At 58.7% G+C, this 23,586-nt stretch carries 24 protein-coding genes; 12 read left to right on the plus strand and 12 right to left on the minus strand.

The genetic code is table 11. From position 1 onward, the window contains the following. Positions 1–83: 83 nt before the first annotated feature. From GGQ73_RS13035 to GGQ73_RS13050, 4 genes are all read right to left on the minus strand, one after another. The gene (locus GGQ73_RS13035) at positions 84–1,733 is read right to left on the minus strand and encodes an ABC transporter ATP-binding protein (protein ID WP_174151825.1); all 1,650 of its coding nucleotides are present in this window, start codon (positions 1,731–1,733) and stop codon (positions 84–86) included. Further along, positions 1,730–2,872 carry an ABC transporter permease gene (locus GGQ73_RS13040; protein ID WP_183896706.1) on the minus strand — a complete coding sequence of 381 codons (1,143 nt, stop codon included), beginning with the start codon at positions 2,870–2,872 and terminating at the stop codon, positions 1,730–1,732. The genes GGQ73_RS13035 and GGQ73_RS13040 overlap by 4 nt, the downstream gene beginning before the upstream one ends. After that, the gene (locus tag GGQ73_RS13045) at positions 2,872–3,960 is read right to left on the minus strand and encodes a microcin C ABC transporter permease YejB (RefSeq protein ID WP_183896707.1); all 1,089 of its coding nucleotides are present in this window, start codon (positions 3,958–3,960) and stop codon (positions 2,872–2,874) included. Before GGQ73_RS13045 ends, GGQ73_RS13040 begins: the two co-directional genes overlap by 1 nt. 145 nt (positions 3,961–4,105) lie before the next feature. Next, the gene (locus tag GGQ73_RS13050) at positions 4,106–5,950 is read right to left on the minus strand and encodes an extracellular solute-binding protein (protein WP_183896708.1); all 1,845 of its coding nucleotides are present in this window, start codon (positions 5,948–5,950) and stop codon (positions 4,106–4,108) included. 183 nt (positions 5,951–6,133) lie between these two features. Between GGQ73_RS13050 and mepA the strand changes: the two genes are divergently transcribed. From mepA to phnN, 9 genes are all read left to right on the plus strand, one after another. Further along, on the plus strand, positions 6,134–7,195 hold the full coding sequence (gene mepA / locus GGQ73_RS13055; RefSeq protein ID WP_183896709.1) for a penicillin-insensitive murein endopeptidase: 1,062 nt from the start codon (positions 6,134–6,136) through the stop codon (positions 7,193–7,195). Between the two features lie 96 nt (positions 7,196–7,291). Beyond that, a complete protein-coding gene (locus GGQ73_RS13060) occupies positions 7,292–7,675 on the plus strand; it encodes a methylglyoxal synthase (protein WP_174151820.1) in 384 nt (127 codons plus the stop codon). Between the two features lie 24 nt (positions 7,676–7,699). After that, complete coding sequence (locus GGQ73_RS13065; RefSeq protein ID WP_183896710.1) at positions 7,700–8,716, plus strand: glucokinase; 1,017 nt, start codon at positions 7,700–7,702, stop codon at positions 8,714–8,716. A 139-nt stretch (positions 8,717–8,855) separates the two neighbouring features. Next, a complete protein-coding gene (locus GGQ73_RS13070; RefSeq protein ID WP_183896711.1) occupies positions 8,856–10,598 on the plus strand; it encodes an ABC transporter ATP-binding protein in 1,743 nt (580 codons plus the stop codon). 24 nt (positions 10,599–10,622) lie between these two features. Further along, positions 10,623–11,450 carry a 4-hydroxy-tetrahydrodipicolinate reductase gene (dapB, locus tag GGQ73_RS13075; RefSeq protein WP_183896712.1) on the plus strand — a complete coding sequence of 276 codons (828 nt, stop codon included), beginning with the start codon at positions 10,623–10,625 and terminating at the stop codon, positions 11,448–11,450. Positions 11,451–11,473: 23 nt separating this feature from the next. Further along, the gene (locus GGQ73_RS13080; protein ID WP_174151816.1) at positions 11,474–12,109 is read left to right on the plus strand and encodes a 2,3-bisphosphoglycerate-dependent phosphoglycerate mutase; all 636 of its coding nucleotides are present in this window, start codon (positions 11,474–11,476) and stop codon (positions 12,107–12,109) included. A gap of 467 nt (positions 12,110–12,576) precedes the next feature. After that, entirely contained in the window at positions 12,577–13,290 is a 714-nt protein-coding gene (locus tag GGQ73_RS13085) for a DUF1045 domain-containing protein (RefSeq protein ID WP_183896713.1), read from the plus strand. Positions 13,291–13,295: 5 nt separating this feature from the next. Continuing rightward, on the plus strand, positions 13,296–14,432 hold the full coding sequence (locus tag GGQ73_RS13090) for an alpha-D-ribose 1-methylphosphonate 5-triphosphate diphosphatase (protein ID WP_183896714.1): 1,137 nt from the start codon (positions 13,296–13,298) through the stop codon (positions 14,430–14,432). Then, positions 14,429–15,031 carry a phosphonate metabolism protein/1,5-bisphosphokinase (PRPP-forming) PhnN gene (phnN, locus tag GGQ73_RS13095; RefSeq protein ID WP_183896715.1) on the plus strand — a complete coding sequence of 201 codons (603 nt, stop codon included), beginning with the start codon at positions 14,429–14,431 and terminating at the stop codon, positions 15,029–15,031. Before GGQ73_RS13090 ends, phnN begins: the two co-directional genes overlap by 4 nt. On the opposite strand, the gene GGQ73_RS13100 is transcribed toward phnN, so the two are convergent. The 5 genes from GGQ73_RS13100 to hutC form a co-directional block, all read right to left on the minus strand. Next, positions 15,032–16,021 (minus strand): Ldh family oxidoreductase, encoded by a 990-nt coding sequence (locus GGQ73_RS13100; RefSeq protein ID WP_174151813.1) that lies wholly within the window; start codon positions 16,019–16,021, stop codon positions 15,032–15,034. An 84-nt stretch (positions 16,022–16,105) separates the two neighbouring features. After that, positions 16,106–17,050 carry an energy transducer TonB family protein gene (locus tag GGQ73_RS13105; protein WP_183896716.1) on the minus strand — a complete coding sequence of 315 codons (945 nt, stop codon included), beginning with the start codon at positions 17,048–17,050 and terminating at the stop codon, positions 16,106–16,108. Further along, complete coding sequence (gene exbD, locus GGQ73_RS13110; protein WP_174151811.1) at positions 17,047–17,556, minus strand: TonB system transport protein ExbD; 510 nt, start codon at positions 17,554–17,556, stop codon at positions 17,047–17,049. Before exbD ends, GGQ73_RS13105 begins: the two co-directional genes overlap by 4 nt. 2 nt (positions 17,557–17,558) lie before the next feature. Beyond that, positions 17,559–18,593, minus strand: coding sequence for a tonB-system energizer ExbB (exbB, locus tag GGQ73_RS13115; protein ID WP_183896717.1), 1,035 nt, complete (start codon positions 18,591–18,593; stop codon positions 17,559–17,561). A gap of 185 nt (positions 18,594–18,778) precedes the next feature. Beyond that, on the minus strand, positions 18,779–19,513 hold the full coding sequence (hutC, locus tag GGQ73_RS13120) for a histidine utilization repressor (protein WP_183896718.1): 735 nt from the start codon (positions 19,511–19,513) through the stop codon (positions 18,779–18,781). 159 nt (positions 19,514–19,672) lie between these two features. Here hutC and GGQ73_RS13125 point away from each other — a divergent pair, with 159 nt between their 5' ends. After that, positions 19,673–20,386 carry a YoaK family protein gene (locus GGQ73_RS13125; protein WP_183896719.1) on the plus strand — a complete coding sequence of 238 codons (714 nt, stop codon included), beginning with the start codon at positions 19,673–19,675 and terminating at the stop codon, positions 20,384–20,386. Between the two features lie 3 nt (positions 20,387–20,389). Here the strand turns inward: GGQ73_RS13125 and GGQ73_RS13130 are convergent, their stop codons facing one another. Continuing rightward, the gene (locus GGQ73_RS13130; protein ID WP_412762979.1) at positions 20,390–20,863 is read right to left on the minus strand and encodes a hypothetical protein; all 474 of its coding nucleotides are present in this window, start codon (positions 20,861–20,863) and stop codon (positions 20,390–20,392) included. Between the two features lie 134 nt (positions 20,864–20,997). Here GGQ73_RS13130 and GGQ73_RS13135 point away from each other — a divergent pair, with 134 nt between their 5' ends. Further along, positions 20,998–21,633, plus strand: a complete 636-nt coding sequence (locus tag GGQ73_RS13135) for a trimeric intracellular cation channel family protein (RefSeq protein ID WP_183896720.1) — start codon at positions 20,998–21,000, stop codon at positions 21,631–21,633. A 55-nt stretch (positions 21,634–21,688) separates the two neighbouring features. On the opposite strand, the gene GGQ73_RS13140 is transcribed toward GGQ73_RS13135, so the two are convergent. Both GGQ73_RS13140 and GGQ73_RS13145 read right to left on the minus strand, forming a co-directional pair. Continuing rightward, positions 21,689–21,946: a BQ00720 family protein gene (locus tag GGQ73_RS13140; RefSeq protein WP_174151806.1), complete on the minus strand. Its 258-nt coding sequence runs from the start codon at positions 21,944–21,946 to the stop codon at positions 21,689–21,691. 60 nt (positions 21,947–22,006) lie between these two features. Beyond that, positions 22,007–22,432, minus strand: a complete 426-nt coding sequence (locus GGQ73_RS13145; protein ID WP_183896721.1) for an Hsp20 family protein — start codon at positions 22,430–22,432, stop codon at positions 22,007–22,009. Positions 22,433–22,614: 182 nt separating this feature from the next. Between GGQ73_RS13145 and GGQ73_RS13150 the strand changes: the two genes are divergently transcribed. Next, complete coding sequence (locus GGQ73_RS13150) at positions 22,615–23,559, plus strand: nucleoside hydrolase (RefSeq protein WP_174151804.1); 945 nt, start codon at positions 22,615–22,617, stop codon at positions 23,557–23,559. Positions 23,560–23,586: the final 27 nt, after the last annotated feature.

Raw genomic sequence — 23,586 nt, forward strand, 5'->3', positions numbered from 1 at the left:
TGACATTACGCCCCATTGTTCCCACCTTCTTGTTTCATCGTACGTGGGCTGGCAGAAGAAGGCCAGTGCGTTCTTGAAAATGCCTAATCGCTGACCGCCGCCGTCTTGACCGCCTCGATATTGAAGGCAGCGGCCATCAGCGCCCGCGTGTATTCCTCTTTCGGCGCCTCGAAAATTGTCTTCGCCGGGCCGCTTTCCACCACCTTGCCGTGACGCATGACGATCATGTCGTTGGCCAGCGCTTTCACAACCTTCAGGTCGTGGCTGATGAAGAGATAGGCCAGATCGTGCTTCGCCTGCAGATCCCGCAACAGATCCACCACCTGCGCCTGCACGCTCATATCCAGCGCCGAGGTCGGCTCGTCCAGCATCACGAAGCGCGGTTTGAGCACCATGGCGCGGGCAATGGCAATGCGCTGTCTTTGCCCACCGGAAAACTCATGCGGGAAACGCCAGCGGGTGGCGGTGTCGAGACCCACCTCATCCAGCGCCTGCGCCACGCGCCGGTCACGCTCGTCCGCAGACAGGGACTTTTCATGCACGCGCAGACCTTCGGCGATGATTTCGCCCACCGACATGCGCGGGCTGAGCGAACCGTAAGGGTCCTGAAACACCACCTGAAGCCGATTTCTCAGCGGCTTCATCATCGCATAGGAATAAGCATCGATGGACTGGCCGATGAAGCTGATGCGCCCCTTGGAGGAAATCAGCCGCGACAGCGCCAGACCCAACGTCGTCTTGCCGGAACCGGATTCGCCCACAACGCCCACCGTCTGACCGGCGCGCAGGGTGATATCGATACCATCGACCGCCTTGACGTGGTCAACAACTTTCCGCATCAGCCCGGCCTTGATGGGGAACCAGACCTTGATGTCGTCACCCTGCATGATGACAGGCTTGCTGCTATCGGACACCGGTGGCTCGCCCTTGGGCTCTGCTGCCAGGAGATGGCGGGTGTAGGCGTGCTGCGGGTTGGTGAAGACGTCCTCGACGGTGCCGGTCTCGACGATCTTGCCCTTGGTCATCACGCACACGCGGTCGGCGAATTTGCGCACGATGCCGAGATCGTGGGTGATGAACAGCATGGACATATCGTGCTGGCTTTTCAGCTTGCCCAAAAGCTCCAGAATCTGCGCCTGTACCGTCACGTCGAGCGCTGTCGTTGGCTCGTCTGCTATTAATAGTTTCGGACGGTTGGCAAGCGCCATGGCAATCATCACACGCTGGCGCTGTCCGCCGGACAGTTCGTGTGGATAGGCTTTCAACCGCTTTTCAGGTTCGCGAATGCCGACCTGCAACAAGAGTTCCAATATCCGCTTGCGCGCCTCGACACCGGTGATGGCCTGATGCAGTTCGAGGATTTCGCCAATCTGCCGCTCGATGCTGTGCAGCGGGTTGAGCGAGGTCATCGGCTCCTGAAAGATCATGGTGATGTCGTTGCCACGAACGGCGCGCAGTTCGCGCATCGAAGCATTCAACAGATCCTTGCCCTCGAACAGGATTTGTCCCGAGGGATGACTGGCTGCGGGATAGGGCAGAAGCTTCAGAATAGAATTGGCCGTAACCGATTTACCGGACCCGGATTCGCCCACCAGCGCCACGATTTCGCCGGGCATGATATCGAACGACACATGATCGACCGCCACGCTCTCCTGACCACCCTGATGGAAAGCAACGGAGAGGTCGCGAACGGAAAGAAGCGGAGTGGTCATCGTATCCTTTACGGCATTCATCGGAATGTCTTTCTCGGATCGAAGGCATCGCGCACGGCTTCACCCACAAAGATCAGCAGAGACAGCATGATCGACATGGTGAAGAAGGCCGTCAGCCCCAACCATGGCGCTTGAAGGTTGTTCTTGCCCTGGGCAATCAGCTCACCCAGCGAAGGCGAGCCGGGCGGCATGCCGAAGCCGAGAAAGTCGAGCGAGGTCAGCGTGGTGATCGAACCTGAGAGAATGAAGGGCAGGAAGGTCAGTGTCGCCACCATGGCGTTGGGCAGAAGATGGCGGAACATGATCGTGACGTTGCCGACCCCCAGCGCGCGGGCGGCGTTCACATATTCGAAGTTTCTGGCGCGCAGGAACTCCGCGCGGACAATGCCGACGAAGCCCACCCATGAGAACAGCAGCATGATGCCAAGCAGCACGAAGAAGCCGGGCGGCAGGATCGCGGCGATGATCAGCAGGATGTACAACACTGGCATGGACGACCAGATCTCGATGAAGCGCTGCATCAGAAGATCAGTCCAGCCACCGAAATAACCCTGCACGGCACCGGCACTGACGCCAACGATGGCAGAGGCGATGGTGAGCGCCAGTCCGAACAGCACCGATATGCGGAAACCATAGATGACACGAGACGCCACGTCTCGTGCCTGGTTGTCGGTGCCCAGCCAGTTGAGATTGCCGAGTGTGCAGCCGGGATCAGCCGTGCCTTGCGGATAGCCGGAGCAACGCTCCTGTGCATCCATCAACCAGAAGGGGGCCGTCGGGGCCGAATGCGGAATGTTGGAATTCACCGTCTGGTAGGAATAGCGGATCGGCGGCCAGATCATCCAGCCATTGGCATTGATCTCATCCTGAATGAAGGACGATTTGTAATCTGTCTGCGCAAGGAAACCGCCGAATTTCTCCTCCGGGTAATCCACCATCACAGGCACCAGAATCTCGCCCTTGTAGGAGGCGATGATCGGTTTGTCATTGGCCAGAAACTCGGCAAACAGGCTGAGACCGAAGATCAGCAGAAAAATCCAGAAGGACCAGTATCCTCTCCGGTTCGCCTTGAAATTCTGCCAGCGCCGCACGCTAGTGGGCGAGAAAAACGGTCTCTTTTGCGGCAGTGCATCGGTGACTGCGGGCGTTGCAACGGTCATCACACGTCCCTCCGCTCGAAGTCGATGCGCGGATCGATCCAGGTGTAGATCATGTCGGAGATGAGGCTGACGACAAGGCCCATGAGCGAGAAGATGAACAGCGTTCCGAACACGATCGGATAATCACGGTTGACGACCGAGAGATAACCAAGCCTCCCCAGACCATCGAGCGAGAAAATGTTTTCGATCAACAGCGAGCCGGTGAAGAAGGCCGAGATGAAGGCGCCGGGGAAACCGGCAATGACAATCAGCATGGCGTTGCGGAAGACGTGGCCATAGAGCACCTTGCGCTCCGACAGACCCTTGGCGCGGGCCGTCACCACATATTGCTTCTTGATTTCATCAATGAAGGAATTCTTTGTCAGCAGCGTCGTCGTGGCAAAGGCCGAGAGAACGAGTGCCGTCAGCGGCAGCGCCAGGTGCCAGAAATAGTCAATGATCTTCTGCCACCATGTCAGTTGCGCAAAATTGTCGGAGGTCAGCCCCCGCAGCGGGAACCAGTCGAAGAATGACCCTCCGGCAAATACCACGATCAGCAAGATGCCGAAAAGGAAGCTCGGCACCGCATAACCGACGATCACGATGCCCGATGTCCAGACATCGAATCGCGATCCATCCGAAACGGCCTTTTTGATGCCGAGCGGAATCGAGATGGCGTAGGAGATGATCAAGATCCAGAAGCCCAGCGAGATCGAAACTGGCAACTTGTCGATGATGAGATCGATGACGGATGAATTGCGGAAGAAGCTGTCGCCGAAATCGAAGCGGATGTAATTCCACATCATCTCGAGAAACCGTGTGAGCGGTGGCTTGTCGAAGCCGAACTGCTTTTCGAGCTTGGCGATCAGCTCGGGGTCCAGCCCTTGCGCGCCGCGATACTTCGAACCGCTTTCATCCATCCCCCCACCCATCAGGTCGCCACCGCCCGACAGGCGGTCAGACGCGCTGTCGCCGGAGCCGGAAAGCTGGGCAACGACCTGCTCCACAGGTCCACCGGGCGCAAACTGAATGACGAGGAACGAGATGCCCATGATGCCGATAATGGTCGGTATCATCAGGGCCAGACGCCGCAGAAGATAGGCTCCCATCAGGCGCGCCCCTCGATAGTATCGGGCTTAGTTGTCATCGGCTTCGTCAAACCGTTTCCTTTCGGGCCTGCAGTAAAAACCGCAGGCGTCGTGATTCGTCATCGCTCATGTGAATCAAGGCTTGCCTTATAAAGCAAGGCCCACATCATTTTCCGGCATTCGCAGACCACCATGCGTCGGGGAAGCCGATGCCGTATTCAGGCAGGCTGGATGGCTGGACCAGACTGTTCCAGTAGGCGAGATTCATTTCGCCCTTGTAAAACTGCGGAATGACGTAGTGGTTGAACAGCAGAACCCTGTCGAGCGCTTTGGCAGCTGCGACCTGCTCATCCCGGTTGGGCGCGAATATGACTTTGCGCACCAGAGCATCCACGGCAGGGTTTTTGATCCCGGCAAGATTGCTTGAGCCCTGGCGATCTGCGGCTGTCGACCCCCAATAATCTGCCTGCTCGTTGCCGGGATTGGGCAAGGTCGCCCACAATTTGACGACGACATCATAATCAAAACTGCGCTCTCGGTTGGTATATTGTGAAGCATCTACAGTGCGTATCGTCGCATTGATCCCGATCTTCTTCAGATTCTGGACGAAGGGCAAGATGGTGCGCTCCATGCCAGCGGAATCGATCAGAAATTCAATATCCAGCGGCTGGCCGTTCCCGGCATTCACCATGCGGTTGCCCCGAAGCTCGTACCCCGCTTCCTTCATGAGTTTGACCGCCTCGCGAAGATTGTCACGCTGCTTTGCCGGATCGCCGCCGACGGGGTTGCGGTATTCCTGGGTGAAGACCTCAGGTGGAACCTGATCCTTCAACTCCTGCAAGATTTCCAATTCACGCCCGGCCGGAAGTCCAGAGGATGCAAGCTCGCTTCCCATGAAGAAGCTGTTGATGCGCGTAAAGCTGCCATAGGCAAGCGTCTTGTTCAGATCCTCGAAATCGAATGCATAGTTCAGCGCCAAACGAAGCTTTGGATTTTGGAACTTTTCGCGGCGCTGGTTGGGCACAAACGCCTGCATGATGCCGACAGAGCGATAGATATTAGGAAGCTGCTCTTTCTTGATGCGTCCGTCCTTGACGGCGGGAATGTCATAGCCGGTGACCCAACGGCTGGAAGACTGCTCCTGCCAGAAATCGATATTGCCCGACTTGAATGCCTGAAACTGAACCTCCTGATCAGCGAAGAATGCGTAGGAGATGGTTTTGAAGTTGTTCTGCCCGACATTGACGTTGACGTTCTTGCCCCAGTAATCGTCTCGCAATTCATAGGTGATGTTCGAGCCAGGATTGACGGCCGAGATCTTATAGGGGCCAGAACCCATCACCGGCTCTAGCGTACCACGGGAAATGTCACGCGGCTTGCCATCGGGACCATTTCCCTCCCACCAGTGCTTAGGCACGACCACCAATTGCCCAACGATCTGCGGCAGTTCTCTATTGCCTTTTTCATCAAACGTGAACGTCACGTCGCGCTCGCCCGTCACCTCTGCTTTCGAAACTTGACTGTAAACGGTCGCCATCTTCGGACTAAGATCTTTGGCCTTCTCAAAACTAAAGACGACATCCTCAGGAGTTACCGGCTCGCCATCCGCCCATTTGGCTTCCTTCCTCAGTCGAAACGTTGCCTTGGAAATGTCTTGGGGAAACGTAACGCCTTCGGCCAAAAGCCCATAGGATGAGGAAAGCTCTTCTTCCGCCGATTTGAAAAGGGTGTCGAATACCAAAGAGACGCCCGTTGCGAGTTCCCCCTTCGCCAAAAGCGGATTGAGCGTATCGAATGTTCCGGTCGCTGACATGCGCAACGTACCGCCCTTGGGCGCATTCGGGTTTACATAATCGAAATGCTCGAACCCATCAGGGTGCTTCAGCTCTCCAACCGTCGAAATCCCGCTGCGCCAATTGTCGCTGTCTTGAGCGTTCGCCACAATCGGCGCTGACACGAACGAGACGGCGGCCAGAGCGAACAAACCGGATTTCAACCTTGCAAATGCCATAGGGCGACAGTCCTCTTCGTTTTTCATTGCCCCGCACCATAAGACAAACATTGGCGAAATATAGGGGATTTGGCTCACAAGCAGTTTATGTGGCTGAAATCGGCGAACATGCTTTCACCTAATTCGCATTCCAGCGTAATCTTTCCAAGAGAATCATTTCAAGCATTGCAGGCGGCGGACCATATGGAAAAACAGGCAAGAGGCGTGGGCAAGGCATCACTCCTGGCACTCTCGGTTATCTCCATGCTGGCCATCGATGGTATCGCAGCCTTTGCGCAGGACGCCCCCGCCAAGCAGGTCTTCGGCAACATCGCCCTGCCATCGTCCGGTCCGTCCGCCTCGTACGGCTCCTATGCCAAGGGTTGCCAGTCTGGGGCGGTTGCGCTTCCGACCGAGGGTCAAGGCTTTCAGGCCATGCGGCTTTCGCGCAACCGCCGCTGGGGCCAGCCGCAGATGATCTCCTTCATCGAACGCTTTGCGCAGGATGCCCAGAAGATCGGCTGGCCAGGCCTTCTGATCGGCGATATCTCGCAGCCGCGTGGTGGCCCGATGCTGACGGGCCACGCCTCGCATCAGATCGGTCTCGATGCCGACATCTGGTGGCGACAGATGCCGAACCAGATCATGAGCGCGGAACAACGCGAGAGTATGCCCTTCATCTCCATGCTCGACAAAAGCAAATTCCTTACGGTGGACGATCGAAAATGGTCTCCGCTCAATGCCAAGCTGGTGATGATGGCGGCCAGTTACCCGCAGGTGGAGCGTATCTTCGTCAATCCAGCCATCAAGCAGAAGCTGTGCAAGACATGGACCGGCGACCGCACCTTCATGGGCAAAATCCGTCCGATCTACGGACATGACGAGCATTTCCACGTGCGTCTGGAATGCCCGCCCGGCGCTGCCAACTGCAAGCCACAGGCACCCGTTGGCGCCGGTGATGGTTGCGACAAGTCGCTGGCGTGGTGGTTCACCAAGGAACCCTGGGCTGCACCCAAAAAAGATCCGAATGCCAAGCCGCCAAAGCCGCCGCGCCCGATGATGGTATCCGACCTGCCAAAGGCCTGCGCGGCCATTGCGGCAGCACCTTCGGCTGGCCGGGCAGCAAGTGTCGCGGCACAAAAGTCCTACGCGCCCGCAGCGCCTGAATGGGACGGAGAAGATGCCGGTCCGCAGTCGTCTCGTTCGGGCGGACCCATGCCGCCTGCCGATGTACCCCGGCCATCCTCCCGCCCATCATCGAATTGATAGCGCGCGGCTTTCCAACCGGTACAAAGTTGCGGTAGAAGGCTTCAAATCGATTGAAAAATCGCGATCCGAACAAGGCTGGGGCGCAGACATCAAATGACAGGGCAACGCTGTATCGCTTTGATCGCGCATGACCAGAAAAAAGACGATATGGCGGATTTCGCCCGGCAGCATCAGGCCGCCCTGTCGCGATTCCGGATTGTCGCCACGGGCACGACCGGCGGGCGGGTGCAGGATGCCTGTCCCGGCTTGAGCGTGGTGCGCCTGAAAAGCGGCCCGCTGGGTGGTGATCAGCAGATCGGCGCGATGATCGCAACCGGCGACGTGGATATGCTGATCTTCTTCATAGACCCGCTCTCCTCCCTCCCCCACGACGTTGACGTCAAGGCGCTCACGCGCCTTGCGACCGTCTATGACATTCCCATGGCCCTGAACCGTGCCACAGCCGAACAGTTGACCGATTTTCATTCGACACATTGATATCACGGCCATCCAGGAGCAGCGATGACCAAGCAGAACGACACACTTTCCTTTCCGATTCTCATCGGAGATATCGGCGGCACCAATGCGCGGTTCTGCATTTTGCCGGATGCTAGGGCCGAACCCACGCAGCTGACGAGCGTCAAGACTGCCGATTATGCCTCTATTGATGATGCGATCCGCAATGCGGTGTTGAACCACACCGCATTGCTGCCGGTTTCGACGATCCTTGCGGTCGCAGGTCCGATCGAGACCGACGAGATACCGCTGACCAATTGCCACTGGGTCGTCAAGCCAAAGGAGATGCTCGTCAATCTTGGTTTGAAGGACGTCATCGTCATCAACGATTTCGAAGCGCAGGCTCTCGCCATCGCCTCGCTTGGTGGTGATAACAGGGAAACCATCGGCCCCGATGAGCCCGATATGATGGCGTCACGCGTCGTGCTTGGGCCCGGAACCGGGCTGGGTGTCGCAGGCCTCGTTTATGCTCGTAACATGTGGTTTCCGGTTCCTGGCGAAGGTGGTCACATCGATATTGGCCCACGCAGCGCACGCGACTATCAGGTCTTTCCCCATCTCGACACCATCGAGGGGCGCATTGCAGGCGAGCAGATCCTGTGTGGTCGCGGGCTCGTCAATCTTTATCGCGCCGTTTGTAAAGCCGATGACGTGACGCCCGCCTTTTCGGATCCCGCAGATGTGACGGCCAAGGGCCTTGGCGGTGAAAACCGCCAGGCGCAGGAAACTCTGTCGTTGTTCAGTACCTATCTCGGCCGGATCGCGGGCGACTTGGCATTGATTTTCATGGCCCGTGGCGGCGTCTATCTCGCCGGCGGAATCTCGCAGAAGATCATTCCCGCTTTACGCCTGCCGGAGTTCCGCGCAGCCTTTGAGGACAAGGCGCCGCACAAGGCTCTGATGCGCAGCATTCCGACCCACGTCGTCACTCATCCGCAGGCGGCCTTGGCAGGACTTTCGACCTATGCCCGCACGCCAGCGAATTTCGGCCTGACATTGGATGGGCGGCGCTGGCAGGCGTGAAGGCCAAGTCTGCACTGGTCAAAACCTGCCCGAATGGCTATAGACGCCGGTTGAAGAGGCGGCTTGCCCGTCTGAACCGCACAAGGTGGATAAACCTTTGAAGACCGCCAAGATAAGAAAAACTGTGGATTCCGAAACGATGACCGCAGTTTTGAAACGCGTATTCGCCGAAAATGCGCGTGACCACATTCCCGGATATGCCTTTGCGATACTATGCCTGCTGACCGTTGCAGGCACGACGGCTTTCACGGCCTGGATCATGGACTCCATCATCAACGAGGCCTTCGTCAACAGACGTGCCGATCTGGTCTGGATCATCTGCGCTTCCATTTTTGCGGCCTTTTTCATTCGCGGTCTGGCAACCTATGGCCAATCGGTGGCGCTGTCGAAAATCGGCAACAACATCGTCGCCCGCTACCAGAAGCGTCTCTATTCGCATCTGATGACCCTGTCGGTCGGCTATCTCAGCGAATCGCGGTCGGCGCATCTTTCCGCGCAGGTCAGCCAGAACATCGGCGGCATTCGCGATGTCATGAACATGACCGTCACCTCGGTCGCCCGGGACCTTTTGACATTCATCGCCCTCGTCGTCGTGATGATCGTCAAGGATCCGATACTGTCCCTCATCATCGTCGTCATCGTGCCGCCGCTGGTTTTGGGTCTGCGCTACATCGCAAGACGCCTCCGCAAGGCAACGCGCGATGCCGTCATCCTCAACAGTCGCGTGCTGGGCGCCATGCAGGAAACGCTTCAAGGCATTGCCATCGTCAAAGCCTTCACCATGGAAAAGCCGCTGGAAGATCGCGTCAACAAGGTGATCGAAGCGGCGGAATGGCGCGCAAACCGCATTGCCAAACTGACGGAAAAGACGGCACCGCTGACCGAAACGATCGCTGGCCTCGCGGTTTCCGGTGTTCTCGGCTACGCCGCTTATCGGGCGATCTATGACAATGTCCCGCCTGGCGCCTTTTTCGCGTTTATCACCGCCCTTCTTCTCGCCTACGATCCCGCACGCCGTCTGGCCCGCCTGCAGGTTTCCATGGAGCGTGCCGTCGTCAACGCCCGCATGATCTATGAAATTCTCGATATGCAGCCCTTGCAGCGAGAAAAGCCCAACGCGCCAGACTTGAAGACGACCAGCGCCACGGTCGAATTTCGCGATGTTGTGTTCTCGTATAAGGATGGCGGACCCATTCTGAAGACTGTCAGCTTCACCGCAGAAGGCGGCAAGACGACAGCGCTGGTGGGTCCATCGGGTGCGGGCAAGTCAACCATCATCAACCTCATTCCGCGTTTTTACGATCCAAGTGGCGGCGCAATCCTAATCGATGGTCAGGATATCGCCGATGTCACGACGCGCTCGGTTCGAATGAACCTCGCCTATGTGTCGCAGCAGCCCTATTTGTTCGAAGGCACCATCCGCGACAACATCCGCTATGGCCGCCCCGAGGCGACGGACGTTGAGATCGAGGAAGCGGCAAAGCTTGCTTTTGCGCATGATTTCATCGTCGCGCAGCCGCAGGGCTACGATACCGCAGTGGGTGAAAACGGCATGAGCCTTTCGGGTGGCCAGCGGCAACGCCTGTCAATTGCCCGTGCGCTGGTGCGAAACGCGCCGATCCTGCTGCTCGATGAAGCGACATCCGCGCTGGATACGGAATCGGAAGCGGTGGTGCAGAAGGCACTGGATACGGCCATGTCCGGCCGCACCGTCATTGTCATCGCGCACCGTCTGTCGACGGTGGTGAAAGCGGACAAGATCGTGGTCATGAACGAAGGTCTGGTCGTGGAAGAAGGCGCGCACGAGACGCTTGCGCGCCGGGAAGATGGTCTTTACGCTCGCCTCAACAATCTTCAGGCAACGGGCGTGCGTGGCCTTTGAACCGGAAAGCATGAGCGAGGCAGGATGAGCGGCGATGGCATGAAACTGGTGGTCGTGGGTGCGGCCGGTCGTATGGGACAGACGCTAATCCGGCTGATCCATGAGACACCGGGCGTGACGCTTCATGCAGCCGTCGAGCGTGAAGGCTCTGCCGTCATTGGTCGCGATGCAGGCGAACTATCGGGCCTCGGGCCTTCGGGCATTCCCGTCACCAGCGACGCCCTCGCCGCGTTTTTACATGCCGAAGGTGTTATCGATTTCACCTCCCCTGCCGGAAGTGTCGGTTTTGCGGGGCTCGCGGCTCAGGCACGGATCGTTCATGTCATCGGCACCACCGGATGCTCAGTGGATGACGAGGAAAAGTTTCAAGCCGCAGCCCGCCATGCCCGCATTGTCAAGTCAGGCAATATGAGCCTTGGCGTCAATCTGCTCGGTGTTTTGACGAAACAGGCCGCAAAGGCGCTCGACGCCAACGCCTGGGATATCGAAATTCTCGAAATGCACCATAAACACAAGGTTGACGCACCTTCGGGTACTGCTCTGCTTTTGGGACAAGCGGCAGCGCAGGGGCGCGGCATCGACCTTGCGGCAAAATCAGTGCGCGTTCGTGATGGCCATACCGGCCCGCGCGAAGGCGGCGCGATTGGCTTTGCAACGTTGCGCGGCGGCTCTGTCGTGGGGGACCACTCGGTGATTTTTGCTGGCGAAGGCGAGCAGGTCACGCTGTCCCACCACGCCGCAGACCGGACAATCTTTGCCCGTGGCGCGATCGCTGCCGCTATCTGGGCTCACGGCCAGAAACCCGGCCTTTATTCGATGCTGGACGTTCTCGGTCTGGCTGAAGACCTATAACCAACCTCTGGAGAGACATTGCTATGAGCGGAACCCTCGTCCTCGTTCGTCACGGCCAAAGTGACTGGAACCTCAAGAACCTCTTCACCGGCTGGCGCGACCCGGACCTGACCGACCTTGGCGTCCAGGAAGCCAATGCCGGTGGTAAGGCGCTGGCAGATTACGGCATCAAATTCGATGTGGCCTATACGTCGTCTCTCATCCGCGCGCAAAGAACCTGCCAGATGGTTCTCGACAATGTCGGCCAGTCCAACCTCGAGACGATCCGCGATGAGGCGTTGAACGAACGGGACTACGGTGATCTCTCCGGCTTGAACAAGGATGATGCGCGCGCGAAGTGGGGCGAAGATCAGGTCCATATCTGGCGCCGCTCCTATGATATCCCGCCACCAGGCGGTGAAAGCCTGCGGGATACGGGTGCGCGCGTCTGGCCATACTATCTGACGGAAATCCTGCCGCGTGTGCTGCGCGGCGAAAAAGTGCTTGTGGCTGCGCACGGCAACTCGCTGCGCTCGCTTGTGATGGTGCTGGACAAGTTGAGCAAGGACGAAATCCTCAAGCTCAATCTCGCCACCGGTGTGCCCATGGTCTACAAGCTGAATGCCGATTCAACCGTCGCGTCAAAGGACGTCCTGGGCGATATGTCGGCCGCGCATTGAGGCCAAACGAAAAGAGCGCCCGTCAGAATATGGCAGGGCGCTCTCGTGATCAAACACATTCAAAATATGAGGCTTCATCGAAGCATAGCCTCAGAAGTTACGATGTTCGCCGAACCAGTAGGCGCAGAATACTGTCGAACCTGCGAAAACTGCGAAGAATACTGAGATAAGAATTCCGATTTCCATGATCGTCTACTCCTGGCATCTTTGAAACTTGCATTAATAACGCACGATGCTTGAAGAAGTTTCATTGACGGTTCAAAGCCCTGTTTTCGGGGAGTGTCACACTGTACGCGGCGGGCACCAAAACAGGTGCACATCGGACAAACAGCCTCGCTTGATACGATATCACGACAAACATCATCATTCCGTCACGCAGACGTATTAATTCGCTGTGACAGCCTTGAACATCAGAGGCGAATTCATTCAAACTGTTGTTTGATCGTGACTATCGAAAGTGCTGCCCTGTGCGTTACGCCATTTATTTCACACCCGCGAAAGACGATCCCCTTACTGAAACGGCGTCGCGATGGCTCGGGCGAGATGCGTTCACGGGTGCTCGCCACGATGAACACGCAGCCTATGCCAACATCACCGCTGACCCGTGCCGCTACGGATTTCATGCGACGTTGAAAGCACCCTTCGAGCTTGCCGCTGACCGCAGCGAGACCGATCTTCTGACGGCTTTCCGCGCCTTTGCCGGCAACCGTCAAGCCTTTGCTATCCCCACTGCCGTCATCGGCACGCTTGGCCCTTTTTTTGCCTTCGTGCCCGACAGGGTCCATCAGCCGCTACAGGATTTCGCCGCAGATGTTGTCCGCTATTTCGAACCCTTCCGCGCGCCCCTTTCAGAGAGCGATATTGCACGACGCAGGCCGCAAAATCTGACGGAAAGCGAGAGGCAGAACCTGACGCGATGGGGTTACCCGCATGTCATGGATGATTTTCGCTTCCACATGACTCTGACCGGCCCGGTACCGGAAAACCACCGTTCGGACGTGGCAAGCGTTCTGCACCGCAAATTCGCCGAATTTACCGGCCGCCCTTTGACGATCTCGGGGCTTGGGCTTTTTGTTGAGCCGACGCGCGGCGACGATTTTACCGTCCACACCTGGTTGCCCCTGACCGGATCTGCCGGACAGACGCACGGCGCCGATAGCGCCAACGACACGAAAGACTGATACCCATGACCGAACATGTTTTTTCCAACGCTCGCATTGTTCTTGAAGACCAGATCATCAAGGGCTCTCTGCTTGTTCGCGATGGCCTGATTGTCGATATCAGTGACGGTTCGTCGAGGGCGGGCGAGGATATGGAGGGCGACTTCCTGATCCCCGGTCTCGTCGAACTGCACACCGACCATCTGGAGCAGCATTATTCTCCGCGTCCCGGAGTGACCTGGAACAAGACGGCGGCCATTCAGGCGCACGATGCGCAGGTCGCGTCATCGGGCATCACCACGGTGTTCGATTGCCTGCGTCTGGGTTCGGACGAGGATGGCGGCTTCAAAAAGGGCGAGATGCGGGATATGGCGGATGCCATCGAGCACGCCCAGAGCGAGAACCGGCTGCGCGCCGACCACCTGCTGCACCTGCGTTGCGAAGTGGCGGCGGCTGATGTGCTGGATCATTTCGAAGATTTCGAAGATGACCCCAAGGTCAGGCTGATCTCCCTAATGGACCACTCCCCGGGTCAACGACAGTTCCAGACCATGGATCAGTACATCATGTTCTACCAGAAGAAACGCGGCTTGAGCGACGAGGTCTTCAAGGCCTTCGTCGATCGCCGCGTGTCCGCATCCCAGAAATACTCGGCACAACACCGGGATTTTCTCGCTGCCCGCTGCGCCGAGCACGGTATCACCGTGGCCAGCCATGATGATGCGACGGATGCGCATGTCGAGGAAGCCATTGGTCACGGGGTGAAGCTGGCGGAGTTTCCCACCAGCGTCGAGGCCGCAAAAGCATCGCACAGTGCCGGTATGAGCGTTCTGATGGGTGCGCCGAACATCGTTCGCGGCAAGTCCCATTCCGGCAATATCGCAGCGCGCGACCTCGCCGAACTCGGGGTCCTTGATGTCCTGTCTTCGGATTACGTTCCCTTTAGCCTGCTCTACGCACCGTTTCTGCTTGTCGACCAGGTCGAGGGGATGACGCTTCCCAAGGCGATTTCCATGGTCACGGCCACGCCCGCGCGCACCGTGAGCCTCGATGATCGCGGTCGTATCGCACCGGGCCTGCGCGCCGATCTCGTGCGCGTCCACCGTGATGATGGTGTGCCCGTGGTACGTTCCGTCTGGCGGCAAGGAAGGCGTGTCGCATGAGTGAGAACGCCCCACAGCGTGTCAGGTCCGCGTCACAGACCCACGGCGTCATGATTGTGGTGGTGGGACCGAGCGGTGCTGGCAAGGACACGCTGATGCAGTTTGCCGCAACGCAATTCGGCCAAAGCGACAGACTGTATTTCGCCCGTCGCGTGATCACCCGAGACAGCGATGCGGGCGGCGAAAACCACGATGCGGTAAGCCAGGAGGAGTTCGACAGGCGACAAGGCGCAGGCGCTTTCTGCATCTCCTGGCGGGCTCACGGTTTGAGCTATGGAATTCCCGCATCGGTATTGGACAGGCTTGAAGAGGGTCAGATCGTCGTGGCTAACGGTTCACGCTCGGCACTGTCTCTTTTCAAGGCGACGTTCCCCTCGCTGAAGGTCATCAACGTCATCGCATCTCCGGAGGTGCTGGCGGAGCGGTTGCAAAGCCGCGGGCGCGAAAGCCGGGACGACATTCTGCGACGGCTCCAGCGAGGCTCCATCGAAGTCTGCGGAAATTTCGATGTGACGACAATCGACAATAGCGGCGCGCTGGAACACTCTGGCAAGATGCTGGCGGACGTTCTCGAAGAGACAATCCGCCACAGCCGATAATCACAGAGCCTCGATTTCGACCAGTATGTCGTCATCGATGACGATGCCGTCTTCCGCCGCTTGTTTGCGAACACCCTGACTGCGGCGCCCAGGCAGCCGCGCGTTCTCCTGCCCCTCGATTTCGCTGGCCATCAGGGCCAAACGCTTGGCAAAGACAGTGTCGCCGGCAAGACTTGGATCGATTGCGATCAGCGTATGGCCGAGCGAGGGCGCGGTTCCGGTATCATCCAGCAGGGACGAAGCCTGAAAGCCGAAATTGCCACCTGTCAAACCCGCCGCCATCACCTCCACCATCAGCGCCAGTGCCGCGCCTTTGGCATCGCCGGCTGGAACCATGGTGCCATTGATCGCCTCATGCGGATCGGTGGTCGCCTGACCGCTGGCATCCAGCGCCCATCCCTCGGGAATGCTTTGCCCCTTCTGGCGCGCAGCCATGATCTTTCCGCGCGCCACCTTGGACAAGGCAAGGTCGATGACCAATGGATCGGACCCCTCGACGGGAGCCGCAAAGGCAATCGGGTTGGTTCCATACAATGGCTTGATGCCACCCCAGGGCGCCATCGATGCGGGTGCATTGGCCACCATGAAGGCGACGAGACCCTGTTCCGCGAAGCGCTCAACCGTCAGCGCCATGACGCCGGCATGGTGAGACCGACCGATCACGGCAAGCGCGATACCCTGTTCGCGGGCAATGGCCGGAAGCTGGTCGACAGCGAGATCGATAGCCGGGTAAGCATAACCAAGATGGGCATCGATGGACAGGACGGCCGGGCGCACACGCGTCGCGACCGCGACCGCCTTGGCATCCACTTTTCCCACACGCACCTGCTTGATGTAGACGGGAATGCGTCTGAAGCCGTGGCCGCTTTGACCTGCGGCTTCCGCCGCGACCAGTGCGCGGGCGACCGAACGCGCAGTGGTTGGCAAAACGCCATCTTTTTCGAAAATGGAAGACACGAAGTCTTCCGCCTGTTCAATACTGAATTTCATGATGTCGAATGCTTCCCGGTGAGAAGACAGCCGTACCTCAATCGCGCGCGAACAAAAAGTCCAATCACCGCAAATAATGGGCGATCACTCCAACAGAATTCTGACCTGAAATGTCGTTTCGGCCCCTTCCGGTGGTGCCGATACCGAAACACGCTGCAACGCGCTCAGGACCTTGCTGTCGATCTGCGCATCTCCTGTGGAGCTCAGGATACGCGCTCTGGATATGGAGCCGCCTGCATCGACACTGAAAGCAACCGTGACGGCCGTGCCCTTGTCTGCGAGCCTCACGACACGACGGGAGACGGCAGAGCGGACCTTGGAATTCCACTTGGCGGGCGATACGGATGAGGAGAACAGCCCTGAACTTGTTTTTGGTGCTGCGGTGCGGTTGGACTGTGTGGTTTCCGAGCGGGCAGCCTGTCTGGCTTCCGATGGCGGTGGCGCAACCTTGCGTTCGGCCTTCTTCGTGTCGGGCTTGTCTTTCTTTTCCACCTGCTTCTCGACAGGTGGCGGTGGCGGTGGCGGCGGCCGCAGCACGGGCAGCGGCACCTCGACATTTTCAAGCTCTGCCATCTGCTGCTGCTGAACGGGATCCACTTCTTCCACAGGTGGCGGCGGTTCTTCCGGCAACGGCTCGGCCACCTCTGGCGGCGGCTCAGGCATCGGTTCAGGCTCTGGCAGAGGTTCCGGCGGTGGTGACGTTTCCTCGGCAACGGGCTCGGGTGGCGGCTGAACCGGTTCTTCCGGTGGGACTTCTTCCACCTTTTCAGGTTCGACGGTTTTCACCTCTTCGGTATCGACGACGTCGTCGGCCTCCACCGTCTCTTCAGTATTGACAGCCTCAGGGAGAGCGGCAAGCTCGATCATAATGGCCGCTGGCGGTCCATTATCTGCGGGAGGCTCAGGTGGTTGCTGCAAAAGGTAGTATGCGGCACCGGCATGCACCGAAATCGTCAGGACCGCAGCCGTCGTCCACAAGGCCACTTCTCCCAGCCGGGAGCGTCCGGTGCGAAAAGCGGTCTCGTTCATGGAGCCGCTCCGCCAGGCGCTGATGTGCCCAATGGCGTGGTCTGCGGCTGAGAGGATGGTGCCGCTGTTGGAGGCTGGCTCACAGCCGCCGCATTCTCAAGCCCCACGAGCGCGATCTTGAGATAACCGCTGTCCCGCAGCATGTTCATGATTTCCATGAAATGCCCGTAATCCACGGCCTTGTCGGCGCGCAGAAAAATGCGGGTATCCTTGTTGCCACCGGTGCGCGCATCAAGGCTCGCCGTCAGCGCGTCCCTGGCAACAGCGTCATTTCCAAGGTTGAGAGAGAGGTCGTCCTTGACCGTGAGATAGAGCGGCTCTTCGGGGCGTTCTGCAGGCTTGGCACTGGATGCGGGCAGATCGACATTCACATCGACCGTCGCCAAGGGCGCCGCCACCATGAAGATGATGAGCAGAACCAGCATCACGTCGATGAAAGGCGTGACGTTGATCTCATGGTTTTCGGAGAGTTCGTCTCCCCCGCTGTCGCGAATACCGCCCGCCATGATCAGCGCCCCACGAGGGAAACAGGTGGCTTGGCCGCATTACCGGGCGGAATGCGACGGAAATCGAGGTCACGGCTGACCAGACGCTCGACGCCTGCGGCGACATCGGCCAACAGGTGGCGATAGCCGGTGATGGAGCGGGCAAACACGTTGTAGATTACCACGGCAGGAATGGCGGCGACGAGACCGATGGCCGTTGCCAGAAGCGCTTCGGCGATACCGGGCGCGACGACAGCGAGATTCGTCGTTTGCGATTCCGATATGCTGATGAAGGAGTTCATGATGCCCCAGACCGTGCCGAACAGGCCGACGAAGGGCGATACGGAACCGATCGTCGCCAGAATGCCGGTGCCGCGCGACATGCGGCGGCCCGCATGGGTTTCGATGCGACCCAGAACGGACGACACGCGTTCCTTGATGCCGCCGCCATCGGTGTGTGCCACCACGGCGTCCGAAAGCTGCATTTCATGCGTCGCCATGCGCAACATCACAGCGCTGGGCCCACCCTTCTTGTCCACCGCATCGGTGGCTTCCGACAGGGTCTTGGCCTTGTGGACGATCTTGAGGATGGACTTGGCGCGAATGCGCGCACCTGCCAGCTCGATGGTCTTTGCGACCCAGACTGTCCATGTGATCAGCGACGCGATGGCAAGCCCGATCATCACCGTCTTGACCACCCAGTCGGCGGCCATGAACATGCCCCATGGCGACAGGTTGTGCGGAATATCCGCGCGCTTTTCCGGCGTGGTGGCGGGCGGCGTTACAACAGGCTCGGCCAATGTCGGCTGAAGCGGTGGCTGGACTGCTGTCGCCGGTGCAGCGCCCGCAGGCGCAGGCTGGGCCTGTTGCGGTGCCGGAGGTGCCGCATTTTGCGCGGCCGGAGCTGTCTCGTTTGCCGGCGCTGGCGGCGTTGTTTGGGCAAACACAGGGCTTGTCCCAAGGCAGGCCACCAGTGACAGCATGATGGCGGCAGACCCGCACCGCTTGCGCGACACAGCATGAGAGTTTGACGAAAAGGTCGACGTTTCAAGTGCCATCATGTTGTTCCCGGATCCCGTAACAAGCGTCGATTTTGACAGCCACAATCCGCATCTCTTAGAAAACCCAGATGCGAACGCGGCCGCGCGCCTCGCTAACAAAGTTGAGTAGAAAAGACAACTAATACATCGGGAAAATATGATCTGTAAACTCTTCTTATGCAAAAAGAAGGGCGGAAAGAGCCTCACATCTGCTGCGACGGCATAAATTGCGCCACCAGTTCGTGACGATCTCCGGGATAAGTCACCTTGACATGGGTGATATAGGTCTGGCCGTTCCAGGTCCGTCTCTCGATCACCAGACAGGCGGTTCCATTGGGGATCGCCAGCGCTTCGGCCACGCGCTTATCGGCTGGGATCGCCCGGATCCGATGTTCCGCAGCACTCCACGGCACCATCTTCAAAAGCCAGGAACCAGGCCCCGTTTCGTTGAAATCGGCGGCAACAGCTTCAGGAACGGTGGCAACGTTGATGACACGTTCTTCAAGGCAGAAGGGAACGTCAGTCGCGAAATGACGGCAGGTCAGGGCCAGAACCGGCGCACCCGGTTCAACGCCCAGCGTCGTCTGGTCGGAAACGTTGGACGATCTCATCTCACGACGATCGAGCCTGTAGGCATAGATCAGGCCCAGCGCCTGCACCTCGCGCTGAATGTCCTGAATTTCCAGAACGGCGGATTGGGCGTGCGGCTGGGTCACGAAGCTGCCGGAGCGACGACGACGCTCGATCAGACCCTTCTTCACCAGTTCACCGAGAGCTTTATTCACCGTCATTCGTGAGCAGCCGTAGTCCAGCGTCAGCTCATGTTCGAAGGGTATGCGATGGCCCGGGGGCCATTCGCCTGAGAGAATGCGCCCTTCCACATCGCCCGTAATGCGCTCATGCAGCGATTTTTCCGGGATACGGGGGGCATCAGTCATACGTTCGTTCGTCCTGTTGATTGAATGCCTGATACCATCCCCCGTTACGCTTAGCCATATGGCGACGCCACCATTGAATTCTCCGCTGCGGCTGGCTTACAGTCGCATCCGTTGCGGACATGCCGACTGGCTCCGTCCGACCCATTCTTGCGAGATCCAATGACCAGGCAGAGACGCCGCAGACTCATCCGCGCCACGCGCACAGCAACCGGCGTTTCGCTGGTCGCCGCCATTTCCTTCATTGCGGGAATGACGGATGCCATCGGCCTCACGATGTCTGGAGATTTCGTGTCCTTCATGACCGGAAACACCACGCGTGCCGCACTGTCCCTGCAAGCCGGTGATCTTGGTCATGCCGTCACCCTGCTGCTCGCGGTTCTCACCTTCGTTGCCGGCAATGCCGTCGGCATCGTCGTCGCACACACATCCGAGAGACGGCTCTTCTCAGTCTTGAGTGCGGTCAGCCTCGTCTTGGCCTGTGCCGCCGTGCTGCAAACGCAGGGCATGACGCTCAGCCAGTTCTATCTGGTCGTCTTTGCCATGGGCGTGATCAATGCGGCGGTGGAACATGTCGAGGGCCTGCCCATCGGACTTACCTATGTCACGGGAGCGCTCTCCCGCTTCGGTCGCGGTATCGGCCGTTTTCTGCTGGGCGAACGCAAGCTGGGCTGGACCATTCAACTGGTTCCGTGGATTGGCATGCTCATCGGTGCCGTTGCGGGTGCCGTTCTGGCACAGCGGCTCCCCGGTTTCGCCCTGCTCGTGGTCAGCCTGCTGGTGTTTGTCGTCGCGCTTGCAAGTCTTGTGATGCCACGGTCGCTCAGCCGCCGGTTTCAATCCAGTATCGTAACCCGCAAAGACCGATTGCCGTGAGCGTTACTTGGCGGAAATCGTAACGAACTTGGTGCCACGCACACGCACTGTCATGACGCAGGGCGCGCTGTCGGTGCGCTCGCAATAGCGGGGATGCATCTTGAATTCGAACACCATGTTGCCGAAACGCTGAACGAACTCATAGCTGTAGATCGTTGCGGTGGCGATCATCAGATAGCCGCCTTCCTTGACCTGCACATAGAAATTATACGGGCAGCCATCGTCGTTGCAACTGCGCGCCTTCTCGCCATCGCAGGTCAGTTCGCCGCGATTGGTGATCGCGTCCATAATCCCGTCATTGTTGATGTCAAGCCGGGTGATGAAACCCTCGCCGAACTCCGCGACCTTGCACTCCTGACGAAAGTGGTCCTTCTCGTAGATTTCAGGGTCGCTGACCAGCTGCTGCTGGGCCTGCGCCATCATCGGAACAGCCAGAAAAACCAGCGCTTGAAGCGTAACGAAGAGAAGGCGTCTCACGGCATTTTCCTTTGGGTCTGTTTCCGCTATGGATGCGGCAGCATGGGCGTGCCGTCCTTGATCCGGCGGTGGATCATATCGAGCCGTCCTTGCGTGACACTGACCGCGCGCAAACATTCGAGGAGCGCCCTTCCATGACCCTTCTGGCCTTTCTCGATTATGCTGGCGTCGCCGTTTTTGCCGCCACAGGCGCGCTTGCAGCGTCGCGCAAACAACTGGATTTCATCGGCTTTCTGTTTTTCGCATCGGTCACCGGCATCGGCGGTGGTACGTTGCGCGATCTCGTACTGGGCCGCGCGCCAGTCTTTTGGGTCGTCAATCCCACCTATATCCTCGTCTGCGTCGTTATCGCGGCGCTCGTGTATCTCACTGCCCATCTGCTGGAATCCCGCTACAGGCTGCTGATCTGGCTGGATGCAGTCGGTCTTTCGGCCTATTGCGTCATGGGAGCCGCGAAAGGTCTTGCCGTCAGCGGCTCTCCGACTGTCGCCATCGTCACCGGCACCATGACCGCGACCTTCGGCGGCGTGTTGCGCGATATTCTGGCGGGTGAACCCTCCGTACTGCTGCGACCCGAGGTCTATATCAGCTGCGCCTTGGCGGGCGCTTGCGTGTTCACCGCAGCCCACGCCATCGGCCTTCCGCTTCTCATCGCGTCGGGAGCCGGGGTCCTCACCGCATTCGCCATCCGAAGCGGTGCGCTGATTTTCGGCTGGACCTTTCCGCGCTACCGCCCGCGTCCCGGCAGACCACCGGAAGACATCATGTAGGCCACATGCAAAAGGCGCCCGTAAGGCGCCTTCAAACTGTCCGATGGAAGACTTGTCAGTGCACGCTGATGGTGCGCAGCTCGTCTTCTGCTGCCTTGAAGAAGGTGCTGGACCGATTGTCCGTCAGGAGGATCGGCGTGCCATCGGCACCGAACAACGCCCAAAGATCAAGACCCGCATCAATCTTGGGGGCTTCCGGAAAGCAACGTGTCACTTCATCGGCGCGCATCTTTCTGATGTATCCGACTTCGCCTGCACCGATGTGAGCCAGCTGGGACTTGGTCAAACGCGCATGCGCTTCTTTCAAGAGCATATTTCGGTCTCCATATTCTTCAGACGTCGCGCCGCGGTGCGTCGCTTGGCGTGCAGAATCCTATTGTGAAACGGAAATGTTAATTTTTTTCACCACGCTGGAGATTTCGGGCCGTGTGAGATCAATGGACAGCAAACCGTTGCGAAGGCGCGCATCATTGACCTGCATGCCGTCCGCGAGCACGAAAACCCGCTGGAACTGGCGTGCAGCGATGCCGCGATAAAGGTAGTCGCGCGCATCCTGTTCCTGCTGGCGACCGCGAATGACGAGCTGGTTGTCGGCTGTCGTCACATCGAGCTCGTCTTCAGAAAATCCGGCAACCGCAATGGTAATGCGCAAACGCTCCGGGCGTTCGCCATCTGCGACCAGTCGCTCTATATTGTAGGGGGGATAACCGTCATTCGCCTTCGCCATCCGCTCCAGCGTTTTTTCCATGGCATCGAAGCCCAGCATCAGCGGGTGCGTGAAGGGTGTCATTCGGCTCATATCTTTCAGTCCTTGTACCCAAGCGACGAACGTGTGCCCCGTTTGCGGCGGCAAGTGTTCATATGGGAATATGGTGTTTGCAACGCAAGAACGTCATGCCGGGAAAAGTCTGAACCGCCACGTGCTTGACAAGCCTTGGAAACAGGCCTGAAAAGGCGTGTCATAGAAACAGCAGGACAATCATGACCGAGCGCAGAAAAATCATCATCGACACCGATCCGGGGCAGGACGACGCAGCCGCCATCATGCTGGCTTTGGCAAGCCCGGACGAAATCGAAATCCTCGGTCTGTGTGCCGTCGCCGGTAACGTGCCGCTGAAACTCACCAGCCGCAACATCCGCATCATGCTGGAACTGTGCAACCGCACCGAAATCCCCGTCTATGAAGGTTGTGAACGCCCGCTGGTGCGCGCGCCGATCACCGCCGAGCACGTTCACGGCAGCACCGGCCTTGATGGCCCGACCTTGCCTGAGCCGGTTCTCGAAGCGCAATCGCAAGATGCCATCGACTTCATCATCGAGACGATCCGCCGCGAGCCGTCAGGCACGATTACGCTGTGCACGCTGGGTGCACTGACGAACATTGCCACCGCCTTGCAAAAAGCACCCGACATTGCGCCGCGCGTCAAGGAACTGGTGTTGATGGGCGGCGGTTTCTTCGAGGGTGGCAACATCACGCCCGCCGCCGAATTCAACATCTATGTCGATCCGCATGCTGCCGACATCGTCTTCCGTTCAGGTATCCCGCTGGTCATGATGCCGCTCGACGTCACGCACAAGCTTTTGACCACCAAGGCCCGCGTTGCCGCCATCCGCGATATCGGCACCCGCCCGGCGATTGCCATGGCCGAGATGCTGGAGTTTTTCGAACGGTTCGACGTGGAGAAATACGGCTCGGACGGCGGACCGCTGCATGACCCCACCGTCATCGCCTATCTGATCAAGCCGGACCTGTTCGAGGGTCGCGACTGCAATGTCGAGATCGAGGTCAATTCCGAGCTCACCATCGGCATGACGGTTGTCGACTGGTGGAAGGTGACCGGTCGCGAACCAAACGCGCGCGTCATGCGCGATGTGGACGCCGACGGTTTCTTCGCGTTGCTGACCGAGCGCTTTGCGCGGATTTGATTCTTTTCTTTCGTCACCCCGCACTTG

This window comes from Rhizobium skierniewicense, assembly GCF_014196515.1.
Classification (GTDB): Bacteria; Pseudomonadota; Alphaproteobacteria; order Rhizobiales; family Rhizobiaceae; genus Agrobacterium; species Agrobacterium skierniewicense.